13 protein-coding genes and 2 pseudogenes are annotated in these 16,642 nt (G+C 71.2%); 8 read left to right on the top strand and 7 right to left on the bottom strand.

The genetic code is table 11. From position 1 onward, the window contains the following. Positions 1-151 precede the first annotated feature (151 nt). Positions 152-2,611: a SpoIIE family protein phosphatase gene (locus RMT89_RS04565; RefSeq protein ID WP_315882607.1), complete on the top strand. Its 2,460-nt coding sequence runs from the start codon at positions 152-154 to the stop codon at positions 2,609-2,611. 10 nt (positions 2,612-2,621) lie between these two features. Here RMT89_RS04565 and RMT89_RS04560 read toward each other — a convergent pair whose 3' ends face one another. Both RMT89_RS04560 and RMT89_RS04555 read right to left on the bottom strand, forming a co-directional pair. Beyond that, the gene (locus tag RMT89_RS04560) at positions 2,622-3,131 is read right to left on the bottom strand and encodes a hypothetical protein (RefSeq protein WP_315882606.1); all 510 of its coding nucleotides are present in this window, start codon (positions 3,129-3,131) and stop codon (positions 2,622-2,624) included. A 62-nt stretch (positions 3,132-3,193) separates the two neighbouring features. Further along, entirely contained in the window at positions 3,194-3,646 is a 453-nt protein-coding gene (locus RMT89_RS04555; RefSeq protein WP_315882605.1) for an NAD(P)H-dependent oxidoreductase, read from the bottom strand. Between the two features lie 200 nt (positions 3,647-3,846). Here RMT89_RS04555 and RMT89_RS04550 point away from each other — a divergent pair, with 200 nt between their 5' ends. Then, entirely contained in the window at positions 3,847-4,215 is a 369-nt protein-coding gene (locus tag RMT89_RS04550; protein WP_315882604.1) for a hypothetical protein, read from the top strand. A 153-nt stretch (positions 4,216-4,368) separates the two neighbouring features. Continuing rightward, a complete protein-coding gene (locus RMT89_RS04545) occupies positions 4,369-5,484 on the top strand; it encodes an acyltransferase family protein (RefSeq protein ID WP_315882603.1) in 1,116 nt (371 codons plus the stop codon). A gap of 30 nt (positions 5,485-5,514) precedes the next feature. Here RMT89_RS04545 and RMT89_RS04540 read toward each other — a convergent pair whose 3' ends face one another. Beyond that, the gene (locus RMT89_RS04540) at positions 5,515-5,688 is read right to left on the bottom strand and encodes a CsbD family protein (protein WP_315882602.1); all 174 of its coding nucleotides are present in this window, start codon (positions 5,686-5,688) and stop codon (positions 5,515-5,517) included. 79 nt (positions 5,689-5,767) lie between these two features. Then, positions 5,768-6,454, bottom strand: a complete 687-nt coding sequence (locus RMT89_RS04535; RefSeq protein ID WP_315882601.1) for an ANTAR domain-containing protein — start codon at positions 6,452-6,454, stop codon at positions 5,768-5,770. 132 nt (positions 6,455-6,586) lie between these two features. Between RMT89_RS04535 and RMT89_RS04530 the strand changes: the two genes are divergently transcribed. Then, the gene (locus tag RMT89_RS04530; protein ID WP_315882600.1) at positions 6,587-6,937 is read left to right on the top strand and encodes a helix-turn-helix domain-containing protein; all 351 of its coding nucleotides are present in this window, start codon (positions 6,587-6,589) and stop codon (positions 6,935-6,937) included. Here the strand turns inward: RMT89_RS04530 and RMT89_RS04525 are convergent. Together RMT89_RS04525 and RMT89_RS04520 are read right to left on the bottom strand one after the other, a co-directional pair. After that, the gene (locus RMT89_RS04525; RefSeq protein WP_315882599.1) at positions 6,904-7,056 is read right to left on the bottom strand and encodes a hypothetical protein; all 153 of its coding nucleotides are present in this window, start codon (positions 7,054-7,056) and stop codon (positions 6,904-6,906) included. The two genes, RMT89_RS04530 and RMT89_RS04525, sit on opposite strands and share 34 nt — an antisense overlap. A gap of 144 nt (positions 7,057-7,200) precedes the next feature. Beyond that, positions 7,201-8,523: pseudogene (locus RMT89_RS04520) on the bottom strand (extracellular solute-binding protein). 181 nt (positions 8,524-8,704) lie between these two features. Between RMT89_RS04520 and RMT89_RS04515 the strand changes: the two are divergent. Continuing rightward, positions 8,705-10,009, top strand: a complete 1,305-nt coding sequence (locus RMT89_RS04515; RefSeq protein WP_315882598.1) for an ROK family protein — start codon at positions 8,705-8,707, stop codon at positions 10,007-10,009. Positions 10,010-10,113: 104 nt separating this feature from the next. Here the strand turns inward: RMT89_RS04515 and RMT89_RS04510 are convergent. Beyond that, positions 10,114-11,158 (bottom strand): annotated as a pseudogene (locus tag RMT89_RS04510) (discoidin domain-containing protein); the annotation flags it as partial. Between the two features lie 421 nt (positions 11,159-11,579). Here RMT89_RS04510 and RMT89_RS04505 point away from each other — a divergent pair. The 3 genes from RMT89_RS04505 (at position 11,580) to RMT89_RS04495 (ending at position 16,615) form a co-directional block, all read left to right on the top strand. Next, complete coding sequence (locus RMT89_RS04505; protein WP_315882597.1) at positions 11,580-13,688, top strand: hypothetical protein; 2,109 nt, start codon at positions 11,580-11,582, stop codon at positions 13,686-13,688. Between the two features lie 84 nt (positions 13,689-13,772). Beyond that, a complete protein-coding gene (pelF, locus tag RMT89_RS04500; protein ID WP_315882596.1) occupies positions 13,773-15,263 on the top strand; it encodes a GT4 family glycosyltransferase PelF in 1,491 nt (496 codons plus the stop codon). After that, positions 15,260-16,615 carry a hypothetical protein gene (locus RMT89_RS04495; RefSeq protein WP_315882595.1) on the top strand — a complete coding sequence of 452 codons (1,356 nt, stop codon included), beginning with the start codon at positions 15,260-15,262 and terminating at the stop codon, positions 16,613-16,615. Before pelF ends, RMT89_RS04495 begins: the two co-directional genes overlap by 4 nt. The last annotated feature ends 27 nt before the right edge of the window (positions 16,616-16,642 follow it).

The following is a 16,642-nucleotide window of genomic DNA, read 5'->3' as shown; positions in this document are numbered from 1 at the left end:
ACACCCCCGGGTACCACGGTTGCGACGACCGGCACGTCCACTCCCCCGCCCGCTGCGCCGGGACGGGGACCGTCGGCCCGTGCACATCGGGCGGACAAGCAGGAACATGGTCGTGTAAAGGATGGGACCCATGGACGCTGCGTGAGGACCCATGAACGCTGCGCGAGAAGAACCGCACGCGCCCACGTCCGCAGGACCGCGTGCGCTTTTCGACGCGTCCTCGGACGCGGCGGCGGTGGTGTCCGGACAGGGTGTGGTGCTCGGCTGGACCCGGGCCGCGGAGGAACTCCTCGGCCACCCTGCGTCGGAGATCGTCGGCGGCTCGGCCGCACGTCTGCTGGCGATGCCAGGTGATCCGGTACGGGTGGCCGGTGTCGCGGAGCGCTGCCGGGCCGGTGGGGGATGGAGCGGGCTCATCCCCCTACGGCACCGCGACGGCCGCCGCGTCGAAGCGGACCTGCGGGTCTCCGCGTCCTTCCGGATCGGCGCTGACGAGTGCTTTCTGATCTCGGCGCGGGAACGGCGCCCGCAGTGGACGGTGGGTCAGTCGATCCTCGACGGTTTCCTGACCCGTTCGCCGGTCGGCATGGCCGTGATGGACACGCGGTTGCGCTACGTCTGGCTGAACGACACCCTGGAGCGCTTCGGCGGGGTGCCCCGTGAGCAGCGGCTGGGGCGGCGGCTGAGCGAACTGCTGCCCGGGCTGCAGGCGGAGACGATCGAGGGCCTGATGCGCAAGGTCCTCGACACCGGCGTTCCGGTCACCGACTACGAGTACCTCGGATGGAGTTGGGCCGATCCGCACCGCCAACACGCCTACTCCACCTCCTTCTTCCCGCTCGTGGATCACGACAACTCGATCACCGGGGTCTGCTACATGGTCCAGGACGTCACCGAGCGGTGGAACGCCCGCCAGCTGCTGGCGCTGGTCAGCGAGGCCGGGACACGGATCGGCACGACCCTGGACGTGCTGCGGACGGCCCAGGAGCTCGCCGACTTCGCCGTGCCCCGCTTCGCGGACTTCGTCGTCGTGGACCTTCTGGAGCCCGTTCTCAGCACTGAGGGGCACGGAGCGTGGCTCACCGACGCGGGACCGGCACCCGCCAAGCCGGTGATGCGCCGGGCCGGCCTGAGCTCGGTGCGCGAGGGAGCGCCGGAGGCCGTGGCGCGGATCGGGGACCGCGTGGACTTCGTGCCCCCGCCGCACGACGCGCAGCTGATCGTCGACGGCGAGCCGATCCTCATGTCGGTCCTCGATCCGTCCGACGAACTGTGGGTCACCGAACAGCCCGCGCGTGCGGACAGCATGCGCGAGTTCGGCCTGCACTCCCTCATCTCCGTGCCGATGCGGGCCCGCAACACCGCACTGGGCCTCACCACGTTCCTACGGTCACTCAATCCCGTCTCGTTCGAGCCCGACGACGTCCTGGTCGCCCAGGAGCTGGTGGCCCGCGCGGCACTGTGCGTCGACAACGCCCGTCGCTACACCCGGGAGCACACGGCCGCGGTCACCCTGCAGCGCAGCCTGCTGCCCCAGGCCCTGACGGGCGGTACGGCGCTGGAGGTGGCCTCCTCCTATCTGCCGGCGGATCCGACGGGCGGGGTCGGCGGTGACTGGTTCGACGTGATCCCGCTGTCCGGCGCCCGCGTGGGCCTCGTCATCGGGGACGTCGTCGGCCACGGCATCACCGCGGCGGCGGCGATGGGCCGGCTGCGCACCGCCGTGCAGACCCTCGCCGACATGGAGATGCCGCCCGACGAACTGCTGGCCCATCTGGACGACCTGGTGCTCCGGCTCAGCGAGGAGCACCCCGATGGAGAGGGGGCCGAGAACTCCACCGCCTTCCTCGGAGCGACCTGCCTGTACGCCGTCTACGATCCGGTCACCCGGCGCTGCACGATGGCCCGCGCCGGGCACCCGCCGCCGGTCGTCGTCGCGCCCGACGGGCAGGTCTCCTTCCCGGAGCCTCCGGCCGGGCCGCCGCTCGGCCTTGGCGGGATGGCGTTCGAGGCCGGTGAGATCGAGCTCGCCGAGAACAGCCTTTTCGGTCTCTACACCGACGGCCTCGTCGAGGCGGCCGACGGCGACATGGAGCGGGGCATGGCCAGGCTCGGCGACCTGCTGGCCCGACGCGATCTCGACCTCGGCACCCTGTGCTCGTCCGCGGTGCGGCAGCTCGTGCCCGTACCGCAGCCCGACGACATCGCCCTGCTCCTGGCGCGCACCCAGGCCCTGGGCGCCGAGCACGTCGTCTCGTGGGACGTGCCCGCGGACCCGGCCGCCGTCGCCGACGTCCGGGCACGGGCGACCCGCCAGGTGGAGGCCTGGGGCTTCGAGGAGCTGGCCATGACGACGGAGCTGATCGTGAGCGAGCTGGTCACCAACGCGATCCGCTACGCGGACCCACCCATCCGCCTACGGCTGCTCCGTGACACCCGCCTGACCTGCGAGATCGCCGACGCCAGCAGCACCGCCCCACGGCTGCGCCACGCCCGGAGCATGGACGAAGGCGGGCGTGGCCTGTTCCTGGTGGCCCAGCTCGCCCATCGCTGGGGAGCCCGCTACACGGCCGACGGAAAGATCATCTGGGCCGAACAGGAGATCCCCTGAACGGCAACGCTCAGGCGGCGCGCGGTTGTCCGGCCTCCAGCAGGGCCATCAGCTCGGCGCGGTGCAGGTCGGCGACCGGCGCCAGCAGGTCGGGGTGGCGCAGCAGCGCCGCTGCCCGCCGCTCGTTGTCGTCGGGCTCGATCAAGCGCCGGAACTCGACCGGTGCGCCGTCGGTGTGGGTGCCGTCGTCCACCGCGGCTACCGCGAGTCCGGCCAGTCGCGGGTCGGCGAGCAGACAGGCCGCCCAGCTCGCGATCACCTCGTCCACCCAGGTGCGCCAGACTCCGGGCTCCCCCTCGGCTCCGGTGATCCAGTCGAGCCGGGCCGAGCCTCCGGAGCCGGCCATGCCCGCGAGCGCGGCATCGGTGGGCGTCGGGTAGCGCAGCCATGCCGCGATCGTCACGGCCTGCCGGGCCTGGGCGTCGCAGAGGGCTGCGGCGAGCGCGCCGCCGTTGGGCGGGAAGGCGCTCGTCAGCCAGCGGGCGGTCGCCGCGATGAGCGAGGAGAAGTCCGAGAGCACTGGCGGGCCGTCCGAAGGGGTGTGCGAGGGAACCAGGGGTTACACGGTAGCTTCCCGCTCCGTCATCCCATCAGTCCGGCCGCGAGTGAGGCCCCCAGCTCCCAGCACGCCTCGATGTCCGCTTTGACCGGTTCGCCGGTCACCGTCACGGCCTCGGCCGCGCGTCGCCAGCCGAGTCCTGTCGTGACGGACTCGATGGACCGCACCGCGCCCGTGACGTCGTTCCCGCCGTGCACGTAGTAGCCGAAGGGCCGCCCGCGCGTGGCATCGAGACACGGGTAATAGACCTGGTCGAAGAAGTGCTTCAGGGCGCCGGACATGTACCCGAGGTTCGCCGGGGTGCCCAGCAGACAGGCGTCGGCGTCCAGTACGTCGGAGGCCGTGGCCGCGAGGGCTGCCCGTCGCACCACGTGCACGCCCTCGATCTCGGGTGCGGTCGCCCCGGAGATGGCGGCCTCCAGCATGGCCTGGCAGTGGGGCGAGGGCGTGTGGTGCACGATCAGCAGAGTTGCCACACGACCGAACCCTGCCGTGCCACCGCGCGCCCCCGCAAGTTCGCCAGGCCGTACGTCCGGTTATGCCCGGCATGGCGCTGTTCTCGGGGAACCCCTCCGCCGGCCATGGAAAGGGCGGGGTTCCGCAGCGGTATCGTCACGGAAATCAAGGGGAGGCAGACTGCCGCACGCGTGGTGAGCGGGGAGGCGTGAGTCACCAGGTGAGCGATCCGAGATGCCGGTGTACCTGCCCCGGCGCGACGGTCTGGGTCACCGGCAGGCCGCTGGCCGACCGGCTGGCCGCCGCCTACGCGCTGGCGGAGCGGCTGCTCGCGCAGGCCCGGCGGGTGGCGGTGCTGGACCGGTACGACGACCTGTGCGCCGACGCGGCGCGCCTGGGAGTGGTCGCCGAGGTGCTGGCCCGCAATGGCCTCGTGGTGATCGTCCCGTGCGCCGCGGAGGGCCTGGACGCGGTGCGTGCACGGCACGAAGCAAGTGGTACCCGCTATGTCGAGGTGTCCGTCACCGGGCGGACGAGTCCCGAGGAGTCCGCGTCGGCCGTGTGGGGGCGGCTCGTCGCGCACGACTGAGGCCGCGAAAGATACGGCGGTCACAACATGACCGTCCGGGTTTACGCGGCTGTGGTGGCGTGACTACGGTGTCCCGGGTGTCGGCACATGGGCCACACAGGTAACTCTTGTAAGAGGTGTTCTGCTCTGTCTGGGTTCCGTCGGGATGGGATCGTGCAGCAAACGCTGCCCCCACGCAGCCTCGGACAGGCTCAGGCGCCTCCGGACGCCACGCCGTCCGCGCAGGCCGGACGGACTGCTCGGTCGGTCAAGGAGCGGGACGCGTTCTTCGACAACGCCAAATACCTGGCCGTCGTGCTGGTGGCGGTGGGGCACGCGTGGGAGCCGCTGCGGGACGGCAGCCGGACGGTGACCGCGCTGTACATGCTCGTCTACGCCTTCCACATGCCGGCGTTCATCATCATCTCCGGCTACTTCTCCCGGAACTTCGACGCGAGCCCGCGGCGCATCAAGCGGCTGGTGACCGGCGTCGTCGTGCCGTACGTCGTCTTCGAGGTGGCGTACACCTTCTTCACCAGATGGACGGACAACGAGCCGGACCGCAAGATCAGTCTGCTGGATCCGCTGTATCTCACCTGGTTCCTGGCGGCGTTGTTCATCTGGCGGCTGACGACGCCACTGTGGCGGACCGTGCGGTGGCCGCTGCCGGTGGCCCTCGGTGTGGCGATGCTGGCGACGTTGTCGCCGTCGATCGGCAACGACCTGGATCTGCAGCGTGCCTTGCAGTTCCTGCCGTACTTCGTGCTGGGTCTCGTGCTGAAGCCGGAGCACTTCGCGCTGGTGCGCCGGCGTGAGGTGCGGATTCTGGCGGTGCCGGTGTTCCTCGGCGCGGCCGTCGTGGCCTACTGGGCGGTCCCGCGGATGAACTACGCCTGGTTCTTCCATCGCACCAGTGCCGAGGAGCTGGCCGCGCCCGCCTGGTACGGGCCGGTGATGACGCTGGTGCTGTTCGGCTGCTCGACGGTCCTGGTCGCGTGCTTCCTGGCGCTGGTGCCGGGGCGCGGAATGTGGTTCACGGCGCTCGGCACGGGCACGCTGTACGGCTATCTGCTGCACGGTTTCGTGATCCAGGCGGCCAACCGCTGGCACTGGTCCCGCATGGACTGGGTGCAGGAGCCGCTCGGGAAGATCGCCGCAACGCTGGTCGCCGCCGCGGTCGTGACCCTGCTGTGCACGCCGCCGGTACGGCGGATGTTCCGGTTCGCCATGGAGCCGGAGATGAACTGGGCGTTCCGGCGTGATCCGGCGGAGGCCGCCCGGTCCCGCTGAGACCGGGCGGCCCGTGGGTCGCTGTGCGGGTCAACGGCTGGCGGCGTCCTTACCCTTCTCCTTCGCCTGCCGGACATCGCCCTTGGCCTGTTCGGCCCGGCCCTCGGCCGTCATGCGCTCATTGCCCACCGCGCGACCTGTCGCTTCCTTGGCCTTGCCTTTGGCCTGTTCCATCTTGGCCTTGGCCTTCTGCTGTCGCGCCATGTCACTTCACCCCACACCGTGCTCGGGATCGGCTACTGCTCCCCGTGTGCACAGGCACGGAGAACATAAACGGCGTACGTCACGGCGCGGGCGCATCCGTGCGCTCGCCGGTGACCTTGGCGACCGCGGCGGACACCTGTTTTTGCACCGGTTCGCTCAGTGCCTCGCCCCCGACGGTCGCCACCAGGTCGCGGGCGAGGTGGTGGAGCTTGGTGTTGGTGTTCTGCGAGGCCATGACCAGGACCGTCCAGGCGTCCTCGGCCTTGAGGCCGAAGGAGGCCATCAGGATGCCCCGGGCCAGGTCGATCGTGGGGCGGGTCTGCATCGCCCGCCGCAGTTGGACGACCTCGATCCGCAGATCTTGCAGCATGCTCTCGTCCTCGGTCTCGTCCGACGAGGAAGTGTCCATGTCGTCGGTGTCCTCGTCCACGGGGGCGAACAGCGAGAGGGTGCCGGTCAGGGTGAGGAGGCGTTCGGCCATGGGTCCGGCGGAGCGGACGACGAGGGTCTTCCCCTCGCGCAGGGCGCGGTGGCGCAGGCCGAGCATGATGTTCAGCGCGGAGCAGTCACAGAACTCGACTCCGCTCAGGTCCAGGTCGACACCCGCGACGGAACGGCCGAGGGCCTCGCGCAGCGCGCGCTCCAGCTCCGGGGCCCCTTCGAGGTCGAGCTCCCCTCGGACGACCACGGTCACACGATCGCCGTCGGGCCAGATGCCGATCTCTGGCGCGTACGGCGACTGCAGCGCCGACATCGCCTCCGACATGACCGCCTCCCCCGGTCACCAGTGCCCTTCTGTCGATTCCAGCGTCACCGCTCAGCCGCTAACACGTCAAGAGATACATGAAATCTTCTTCGTGTTTTTGAATGCGCGAACGCTCAACCGTACAATCGCCCCATGGAGGGAGTGCCCGAACCACACACCGGATGGACGTTCCTCACGAACCACGCTCGCGTCCTTGCCGTCATTGCCGACAACCACAACGCCCGCATCCGCGATATCGCCGTGCGCTGCCGGCTCACCGAGCGGGCGGTGCAGAAGATCATCACTGACCTGGAGGATGCCGGTTACCTTTCGCACACCCGGGAGGGCCGCGGCAACACCTACCGGATCGATCCCAGCAAGGTTCTACGACATCCGGCGGAGGCGGGGCTGACCGTGTCGGCCCTTCTCTCGCTGCTCGCCCAGGACGAGTCCGTTCGCACGGGAGAGTCTCAGTCGACGTCGGCGTCCACGGGCAGGAGGTAGCGCCGCTTCTCCTGCGCCCGGGCGCCCAGTCGGTCGGAGAACCTGATCGCGTCGGTGTTCCACGGCGGTGTCTGCCACTGGACCTGGCCGAGTCCCCGGGCCCGTGCGTCGCCGACCACGGGGTGCGCTGCTGGGTCGCGTAGTCGACACTTGGCGCAGCCGCCCGGAGCGGCGCTTGCGGGGCGCCGCTCCGGGGTCCTGCTTCGGTGCCGTTCGTTCGCCGGTGCCGTGGGCAGGGGTGGTGGTCATCGGGGCGTCCGTGGTCACGAGGTGGACATCTGCTGCTGGGCCTTGTCGAGCTTGGCCCGCATCGACTCGGTGGTGACCGCCCGGCCGGCGGCGGCGTCGGCGAACAGCTCCTTGACGGCGGTGCCCACGACGGTCTCGAACTGCGACTCCTCGGGGACCTGGGGCAGCGCGGTGGCGCTGGTGGCGAGGGTGTCGCGCAGGACGGCGAGCGCCGGGGTGTTGAACGCGGGGTCGTCCTGGGCGGACTTGACCGGCGGGATGGAGCCGTAGGCGCCGTTGAGGATCTTCTGTTCCTCGTCGCTGGTCATGAACTTCACGAACTTCTTGGCGCCGTCGATGTTCTTGGTGTTCTTGAAGACGGCCAGGTTGACGCCGGCGACCATGGAGTTGGTGTTGGCGCCCTGGCCGGGAGTGCCGGACTGGACGGGGGCGGGCGCCACGCCCCACTCGTCGTCGTTCATGCCCTGGGCCTTGAAGGTGGCCGACGCGGTCTGCCACAGCACCATGGCCGTCTTGTCCTTGGCGAAGTCGCTCAGGGACTGGTTCTGGGCGTACTCGGCGTTCCCCGGCGCGATGATCTTGTCCTTGGGCATGAGTCGACGTACTGCTTCACCGCGGCGACGGCGCCGTCGGAGGTGAAGTCGGCCTTGCCGTCGGGCGTGAAGAAGTCCGCGCCGTGCTGTTTGCCGAGGACGAACACCTGGTGGATGTTGTTGGCGAGGTTCGAACCCTCCGCCGCGAGCGCCCACTTGCCGTCCTTGGACAACTTCTTGCCGACCTCGGTCCGCTCCGCCCAGGTGGCCGGGGGCTTCTCGATGCCCGCGTCGGCGAACATCTTCTTGTTGCAGTAGAGCGCGTAGGCCATGGAGTACAGCGGTACGGCCGCGGGGTCCTGGCCCTGGACGCCGGTGGAGCCGAGCGCGGAGGTGACGAAGCGGTCCTTGCCGCCGATCACGTCGAAGTTCTTCGCGTCCCAGGGCAGCAGGGCGCCCGTGGCCTGGAGGGGGCGCTCCAGGTGTTGCCTATGTTGAGGACGTCGGGCCCCTGGCCCGAGGTGGTGGCGGTGAGGATGCGGTTGAGCAGGTCCGACCAGGGCACCACCTACAGCTTCACCTTGATGCCGGTCTCCTTCTCGAACTTGTCGAGCTCCGGCTGCAGGACCTTCTTGTCGACCTCCAGGTTGGCGCCCTGGTTGGAGCCCAGTAGGTGAGCGTCTTGGGCTGCTCGTTGGATCCCTCCGAGCCGGACGACCCCCCGCCGCAGGCAGCCGCCGTGAGGACGAGCGACAGGGTGACGGCGCCGATGGCTGCGACTCTGCCTTCTGCGCATGACTTCAGTAGGCCTTCCGGGAAGGAGCGACTGGCGCCTGCGCTGCGGAGGATCCGGAGCGACGCCCCGTGTGCGGACCGCAACCCCGACGGCTTAATTTAGAGTGTGAGTTAAGCGTCAAGCTAAGATCGCGTCAAGAGCCCCGGCCCAGGTAGGTTGCGGCGAGGGCATCGAGACGAGGGAGCAGGGGTGACAGTGCGCAGCGGTCGTACGGTACGTGACCTGCGGCGGGAGAACCGCACCGCCGTTCTGCAACGGCTGTACTTCGACGGACCGCTGAGCCGGTTCGCGCTCGGGCCCGCCACGGGGCTCAGCTCCGGTTCGGTGAGCAACGTGGTCTCCGAGCTGATGGCGGAGGGTCTGGTCGAGGAGGCCGGCAGCGTCGACTCGGTCGGCGGGCGTCCACGCACCCTGCTGCGGGTCAGCCCGCACAGCGGCCACATGATCGGCATCGACGTGGGCGAGACCCGGGTCCGTATCGAGCTGTTCGACCTCGCGCTCACCGAACTGGCCCGCGTCGAGAAGCCGTTGGCGACCGAGGGGCCGCGCCGCGTCGACCGCTACGACGTCGATGTCGTCGTCCGTCATCTGCGCGAGGGCATCGCCGAGGTGCTGGAGCAGACCGGGATCACGGCCGAGCGGCTGCTGGGCGTCGGGATCGGCGTCCCGGGCATCGTCGCGCGCACGCCCGAGGACGGTGCCATCGTGCACGGGCAGACGATCGGCTGGGACGCGGTGCCGCTGGAGCGGTATCTGCGGGAGTCGGGCCTGCTGCCCGAGGCGGTGCCGTACTACGTCGACAACGGCGCCAAGACGCTCGGGCAGGCGGAGATGTGGTTCGGCGCCGGGCGCGGCGCGCAGAGCGCGGCGGTGGTGCTGTTCGGCTCGGGTGTCGGCGCCTGCGTCGTCTCCGGCGACATGGGTCCGGGCCGGGCCGTGGAGTGGGGGCATCTGACCGTACGGGTCCGGGGGCGGCGCTGCCGCTGCGGCGCCCAGGGCTGCCTGGAGGCGTACGCCGGGGCCGAGGCGCTGCTGGAGCGGTGGGCGGAGGCGGGCGGCCGGCCACCGGCCGGGGTGGACGAGGAGACCGCGCTGACCGCCATGCTCGCGGCCGCCTATCCCGGCGAGGGCCCCGCCGACGGGACGGCCCTGGCCATTCTGGAGGAGACCGCCGAGTACCTGGGCGCGGGCTTCTCCGACCTGATCAACCTGTTCCAGCCGGAGCGCATCCTGGTCGGCGGCTGGGCGGGACTCCAACTGGGCCGCCGCTTCCTGGACTCGGTACGGGCCCACGCGACCGCCTACTCCCTGCGCTACCCCGCCTCGCATGTCCGCATCGACCTCGGCACCCTCGGCCCGGACGCGGTCACGGTCGGCGCCGCGATCCTTCCGCTCGCCGACTTCTTCGCCCGCGGCGGGCGGCCGCTGGAGGCCGAGCCGAAGGAGCAGAATCCGGCCTGGCAGACCAATCTCCAGGACCGCGCCGCGCAGTGATGGGCCCTCCGGGCCGGGCGCGGGGAACTCCCGGCCCGGAGGAGCCGGTCACGGGAAGGACGTGACGGTGGACGGCACGGTCGACGTGCCCGCGGGGACGGTCGAGGGCCCGCGCCGCCGATACGGATGTACACGTCCTGGACGGTGGCCGGGTTGGCGGCGTGGTCGGCGCTCGCGTTCTGCGGGCCGACCTCCAGCAGGGTGGTGGAGTTGACCGTGCCGGCGTCGATCAGGAAGCCGGCCAGCCGGACGCCGTCGATGTCGCCGACGCGCATCGCCGTGATGCCGTTGTCCGGGACGATCGTGGCCAGGCCCAGGCCGAGCACGATGGTGTTGGCCCGGTTGATCTGGATCGTCTGGTCGACCCGGTAGACACCGGGCGTGAACAACGGGTGCAGCCCTTGGCTCACGGCCTGGTGATGGTCGCCGCGCTGGCGCCGGGCTTGACCAGGTAGAAGTCACTGAGCGGGATGGACTGGCCCTGCGGAGTGCCGTTCTCGCAGGTCGTGCCGCGGGCGTCGGTGCGCAGGGCGGGGGCGAGCGAACACCTTGTAGTCGTTGCCGTCCAGGTACAGGAACGGCTTCTCGCGCGAGAGGGGTGTTTTGCAGCGCGGTGTACTTCGGCTCGGGGAAGCCGGTCGCCGGAGCTGCCGGCGTGGACGGGTCGAAGACGTGGGCGTTCGGGCCGAGGTCACCGGCGCCGGGGATGGTGGGGCCGCCGTCGGACGTGCCGTAGACCTTGAACTCCCAGAGGGAGTAGCCCCATCCGGTGGCGCGGGCGGTGCCGGACACGCGGACGTAGCGGGCCGTGCCGGAGATGTTCAGGGTCTCTGTGCCGCCGGTCGCGGTGGAGGCCGAGCAGGCCGTCGACCAGTCGGTGCCGTTCTGCGAGATCTCGATGCGGTAGGCCGTGGCGTAGGCGGCCTCCCAGCGCAGTTCGACCTGGCTGAGCGCGGCGGGGGCGCCGAGGTCGACGCGGATCCACTGCGGGTCGGAGAAGGCGCTGGACCAGCGGGTGCCGTTGTCGCCGTCGACGGCGGCGGTGGCGGGGGTGCCGGCGTGCTCCTGGCTGGAGGCGGTGACCGGCTTGCCCTGGGACAGCAGCGTGGGTGCCGCGTCGGCCCGGGTGGCGGGGGCGACGGCGAGCAGGGCTGCGGCCGGGGCGAGGGTTCTGTGCGCCTGATGGCCGGTAGTTGACCTGAAACCGGTCTGCGATCAGCGTCCCCGCGTGGTCCAGACCTCCGGAAGAAACACCGGCGGGCCCAGGCGGCCCGCCGGTGTGCCGTTCAGGCCCCCGGCCAGCACTCAAGGCACTTCGTTCCCCGGCCGCGCCACCCCCTCGGCCGGGCTCGGGCACGTCATGTCCCGCCCGATCACGACCAGTTGGACACCTGCGCTTTTCCGTCATGTTTCGCAAGATGACCACGAAAGCTACACACAGACACCACTATGTGACGCGACGGATGCGTTGACGACCGGCTACTGAGGGGGGCACGGCGTCACGCAAGGGGGGTGCGTCCGCTCTGCGCGAGCAGGTGCTCACCCCTGCCCGGGGAGGGGACAAAGCCGCATGAAGCGGATCTTAAGCACCACCATGCTGACGGTGGGCGCGCTCGTCGCCGCACTCGGCCTGCCGGCCGGAGCGGCCCACGCCGACACCACGCCCCGCGTCGATCTGCGGATGCTGGTCGTCAGCGACGGCGGACCGTCGACGGACGCGATCGCCGCCGAACTCGACGTGGCGGGAACGCCGTACACCGAGATCGACCTGACCGAGGCGAACCGCCCGGTCATCGACGCGGAGCTGCTCGCGGACACCGTCGACGGGCGGCCGCGGGCCAAGTACCAGGCGGTCGTGCTGCCCAGCGACAACCCTTTCGCGGCCGGCTCCGCCGAGATGGCGGCCCTGGTCGCCTATGAGCAGACGTACGGCATTCCACAGGTCGACGCCTACACCTACGCGCGTCCGGAGGCCGGGCTCAAGTACCCGGTCGAGGGTGGCTACGCCGGAAGCCTCGACGGGGTGCGGGCGGAGGTCACGGACGCCGGGCTCGCGGGGCCCTTCGGCTATCTCGACGGCGCGGTACCCTTCGAGGACAACTCCCCCGCCGTCGGCGAGAGTTACGCCTACCTCTCCACGCCCGTCGCGGGCGCCGACTTCACTCCGTACGTCGATGCGGCGATCCCGGGGACCTCTCGACGCGGCTCGCTGGTGGGCGAGTACCGGCACGACGGGCGGCGCGAGCTCGTCGTCACCTTCGTCTACAACCAGTACCAGCAGCAGTTCCGGCTGCTGGCCCGCGGGATCGTGGAGTGGATGACGGGCGGGGTGCACCTCGGGGCGTCGCGGAACTACTTCGCCGTCCATGTGGACGACGTGTTCGCCGCCGACAACCGCTGGAACACCGGGCTCAACTGCACGCCCGGCGACGTCGACTGCCCCGACGGGGCGGGCACTCCCGACCCGATCCGGATGACGCCCGAGGACGTCACCTACGCCGCCGACTGGCAGGACAGTCGTGGCTTCACCCTGGACATGGCCTACAACGGCGCCGGGAGCGTCGAGCACCGCGGGGCCAACGGCGGCGCCGATCCGCTCGCCGACAAGTTCCTCGCCGACCGCACCGCGTTCCGCTGGATCAGCCACACCTACACGCACGCCTTCCTCGGCTGCGAGCAGGACACCACGGCCGTGCCGTGGCGCTGCGCCACCGAGGCGGACGGCGGCACCCGGTGGGTCTCCCGGACGACGATCGGCGACGAGATCGCCATCAACCGGGTCTGGGGCGAGAACGCCGGACTGCCGCTGGAGAACGACGAGTTGGTCACCGGGGAACACTCGGGGATGAAGGTGCTGCCGCAGCAGAGCGAGGACAACCCGAACCTGGCGCTCGCCCTCGACGACACCGGCATAGCCTGGCTCGGCTCCGACAACTCCCGCGAGCCGCAGCAGCGGCAGGTCGGCCCGTCGACGACGGTGCCCCGCTACCCCATGAACGTCTTCTACAACGCGGGCCGGGCGGCCGAGCAGGTCGACGAGTACAACTGGATCTACACCAGCCGCGCCCAGGGCGGCAGCGGCATCTGCGAGGACAACCCGGCGACCTCCACCTGCCTCACCGAGCCGCTGGACCCCGCCACCGGATACGCGGACTACATCGTGCCGCTGGAAACCGACACCGCCCTCGGCCATGTGCTCGCCAACGACCCCAAGCCGCACTTCATCCACCAGTCGAACCTCGCCGAGGACCGCATCGCCTACCCGGTGCTCGACGGCGTCCTCACCGGCTACGACGCGCTGTTCGCCGCCGACACTCCCATGGTGAACCTGCGGATGAAGGACATCGGCGCCGAACTCCGGCGGCGCGCCGCCTGGCAGGCCGCGCTGAGCCAGGTGACCGGCTACCGCATCGGCGACACCGTGACCGTCGAGGCCCCGGACGGCATCGCCGTCACCGCGACCATGCCCACCGGAACCACCCTGGCCGGCACCGCCTTCGGCGAGGCCTACGCGGGTGAGAGATCCGGCTGGACTCCCTCCGCCGGAACCCCGCTCACCCTCGACCTGCCGCCGTCGGTGAGCCCTTCGACGACCGCGGGCACCGGGTCGGCGACAGTCACGGACCCGGCGCCCGACACCTATGTCCCCGAGGGGACGCGAGAGCCCGCGGCGGACTGAACGGCGCACCGATCGACGGTCCCGGCCGCCCACCCGCGGCCGGGACCGGCACGACCACCCACACCTCGGCCGTGGAGCCCATCGATGCACGTTCCCCACGGCGCGCGACGCTCGGACGCGACGCGCGTCACCCTGCTCACCGAAGGCACCTATCCGCACAGCCACGGAGGCGTGAGCGTCTGGTGCGACCAGCTCGTCCGTGGCATGCCCGACCTGGAGTTCGACGTCGTCGCCGTCACCGGCACCGGACACGAACCGCTCGTGTGGGAGCTGCCCTCCCATGTGTCCCACGTCTGGTCCGTACCGATGTGGGGCGCGCCTCCCGAGGGCGCCCCGCCCAAAGGACGCGCCCGCCGTCGCCTCGCCCACGCCTACGAGCGGTTCCTGACCGCGCTGCTCGACCCCTGCGCCGAGGACGGCTTCGCCCCGGCCCTGTACACGCTGGCGCGGGCCGCGGCGGACGGCACCCTCAGCCCCTTTCTCCGCGGTGACCAGGCGGTCTCCGTGCTGGCCTCCGTATGGAACCGGCCCGGGCTCGTGGTGCGGGAGGCCCGGCCCTCGCTGCACGACGCGCTGACCGCCACCGCGCTGCTGGAGCACGCCCTGCGCCCGCTGACCGCTCCGGTGCCGGGCGACGGGGTGACGCATGCGGTGAGCGGAGGGGTCGCCGTGCTGCCCGGTCTGGCCGCGCTGGAACGTTACGGCGTTCCGCTGCTGCTCACCGAGCACGGCGTCTATCTGCGCGAGCGCTATCTCGGCTACCGCACCGCCCCCTACCGCTGGCCGGTCAAGGCCGTCGTGCTGGGCTTCTTCCGGCTGCTGGCGGAGGAGACGTACCGCAGGGCGGCCCTGATCACCCCGGGCAACCGCTACAACCGGCTGTGGGAGGAGCAGGGCGGTGCCGCGCCGGAGTCGATCCGGACCGTCTACAACGGCGTGGATCCCGCGGCCTTCCCGCCCGCCGGGCCCGAACCGCAGCCGCTCACTCTCAGCTGGGCCGGCCGGGTCGACCCCATCAAGGACCTGGAAACCCTCATCCGGGCCTTCTCCCTCGTACGCGAGCAACTGCCCGACGTACGGCTGCGGTTGTTCGGCGGCACGCCACGCGGGGGCGAGGCGTACCGGGAGCGGTGCGAGGCGCTGGCCGCCGAGTTGGGGCACGCGGACGCCGTGAGGTTCGAGGGCCGGGTCGACGACATCAAGGACGCCTATGCGGCGGGGACCGTGGTGATGCTCTCCAGCATCAGCGAGGGCTTCCCGTTCACGCTGATCGAGGCGATGTCGTGCGGCCGGGCCACCGTCTCCACCGATGTGGGCGGGGTGCGCGAGGCCGTCGGCGACACGGGGTTGGTGGTGCCGCCGAGGGATCCGGCCGCGATGGCCGCCGCCGCGCTGGACCTGTTGGGCGATGCCGAGCGGCGGACGGCGATGGGCGAGGCGGCGCGGCTGCGGGTGATCGAGCAGTTCACCCTTCGGCGGACCATCGAGACCTTCCGGTCCATCTATCAGGAACTCCCCGAGAGGGAACGGGTGTTGGAATCCGTGCCGGACGTGGCAAGGAGCCTCGCCCTATGAGCGGGCCCATGGCACTCGAACCGGGCGGCACGGAGCAGGACACACTCGCGCTCCGCCTCGCCGCCGACACCACCCTCGCCCTACGGCTCCCGGACCGTGGCACGCATCGCGCCGAGGTCGACGGGCTCGCCGCCGAGCTCGCCGACCGCATCGGGCCCGCCGTCCACCCGTACGAGGTGGCCGCGCTGCTGGAGTCGGAGGGCCTGACGGCCGCGGTGGTCAGGGACCGGTACGGGCATCCCGACATCTTCTCGCTCGCCTCCGCCCTGTACGAGCGGGTCCCCAGAGTCTTTCCCGAGCCCGCGCCGCTGCCCGACCCCTGGCGCCCCGACCATGTGCGCTGTCTGCTGCGCGGGGTGCTCTTCGCGCTGCCGGGGCTCGCCTATCTCCTGGCCGCGCCCCTGTGGTACGCCACCGCTCACGCCAACGCGCTGATCGTGGCCGGGCTCGCCTCCTGGGCGTGGGGACAGGCCCTGGGCCATCGCGCCCACCTGCGCATGGCGGCGGGCCGCCGCGAGGCGGGCCGCACACTGCTCATCGGCGCACCGCTGGGCGCCCTCGTGGCCACGGCCGGTGCCGCGGTGCCCGCGCAGGGCGGCCCGGTGACCCTGGTGGCGGCCGCGCAGTCGGTCTATCTGGCCGCGGCGGGCGTGCTGTTGGTGCTCGGCGCGGAGTGGCTGCTGCTGGCGGCGCTCACTCCGCTCGTGGCGGGCTCCGCGGTGCTGCCCTGGTGGGAACCGGCCCCGCTGCTGCGCGCCGGGCTGCCGCTGCTGGCGCTGCTCGCCACACTCGCCGTCACCGCCCATGCCCTGCGCACCGCCCTCGCCACCCCGCCCGCACCCGCCGCTCCCCCGCCGGCGGCGCACCGGTCCCTGCCGTACGGTCTGTTCGGTCTGGCGGCCGGAATCCTGGTCCTGCTGGAAGGACGACAACACCCGTACGCGGTGATCGCGTTGACCGTGTCCATGGGGCCCGCCGAGTGGTTGCTGTACCGCTACCGCGGACTGTCCGTCGGCGCGTTGCGGGCCGCCGCCACGCCCGCCGCGTTCCTGTGGCGCTCGGCCGGTGTCCTCGGCCTGTGTCTGCTCGCCTATCTCCTGCCCCTGCTGCCCGCCGCGCTGCTCACCGACAGCGATCCGCCGGCGCTGCTGCCGCTCGCGGCCGCCTTGTGGACGGCCCTGCTGCTCCAGGCGTTCGGCATCGCCTGGCCGCCGGCGGCGATCTGTCTGGCGGCAGCGGCCTGCGCCGCCGCCGTGCCCTCGGACTACCTCGCTTTCCCTTACGGGTCGGCGGCCCTGTGTCTCACGGTCTGCGTGCTGTGGACGCTCGGCCGACCCGCTCCGCACGTCTGAGCCCGCACCTCAACCCATCGGAAGGAC

This window comes from Streptomyces sp. P17 (assembly GCF_032436805.1).
Lineage (GTDB): Bacteria > Actinomycetota > Actinomycetes > Streptomycetales > Streptomycetaceae > Streptomyces.
The sequence above is the reverse complement of the archived record's forward strand: the minus strand, read 5'-3'. Positions and strand labels throughout refer to the sequence as shown.

Bases quoted from the DNA above. Each gene is read 5' to 3' on its own strand.
- RMT89_RS04565 (WP_315882607.1), top strand. From the start codon at position 152: ATGAACGCTGCGCGAGAAGAACCGCACGCGCCCACGTCCGCAGGACCG.
- RMT89_RS04540 (WP_315882602.1), bottom strand. From the start codon at position 5,688: ATGGCGCGACAGCAGAAGGCCAAGGCCAAGATGGAACAGGCCAAAGGC.
- RMT89_RS04535 (WP_315882601.1), bottom strand. From the start codon at position 6,454: ATGTCGGAGGCGATGTCGGCGCTGCAGTCGCCGTACGCGCCAGAGATC.
- RMT89_RS04530 (WP_315882600.1), top strand. From the start codon at position 6,587: ATGGAGGGAGTGCCCGAACCACACACCGGATGGACGTTCCTCACGAAC.
- RMT89_RS04505 (WP_315882597.1), top strand. From the start codon at position 11,580: ATGAAGCGGATCTTAAGCACCACCATGCTGACGGTGGGCGCGCTCGTC.
- pelF (WP_315882596.1), top strand. From the start codon at position 13,773: ATGCACGTTCCCCACGGCGCGCGACGCTCGGACGCGACGCGCGTCACC.
- RMT89_RS04495 (WP_315882595.1), top strand. From the start codon at position 15,260: ATGAGCGGGCCCATGGCACTCGAACCGGGCGGCACGGAGCAGGACACA.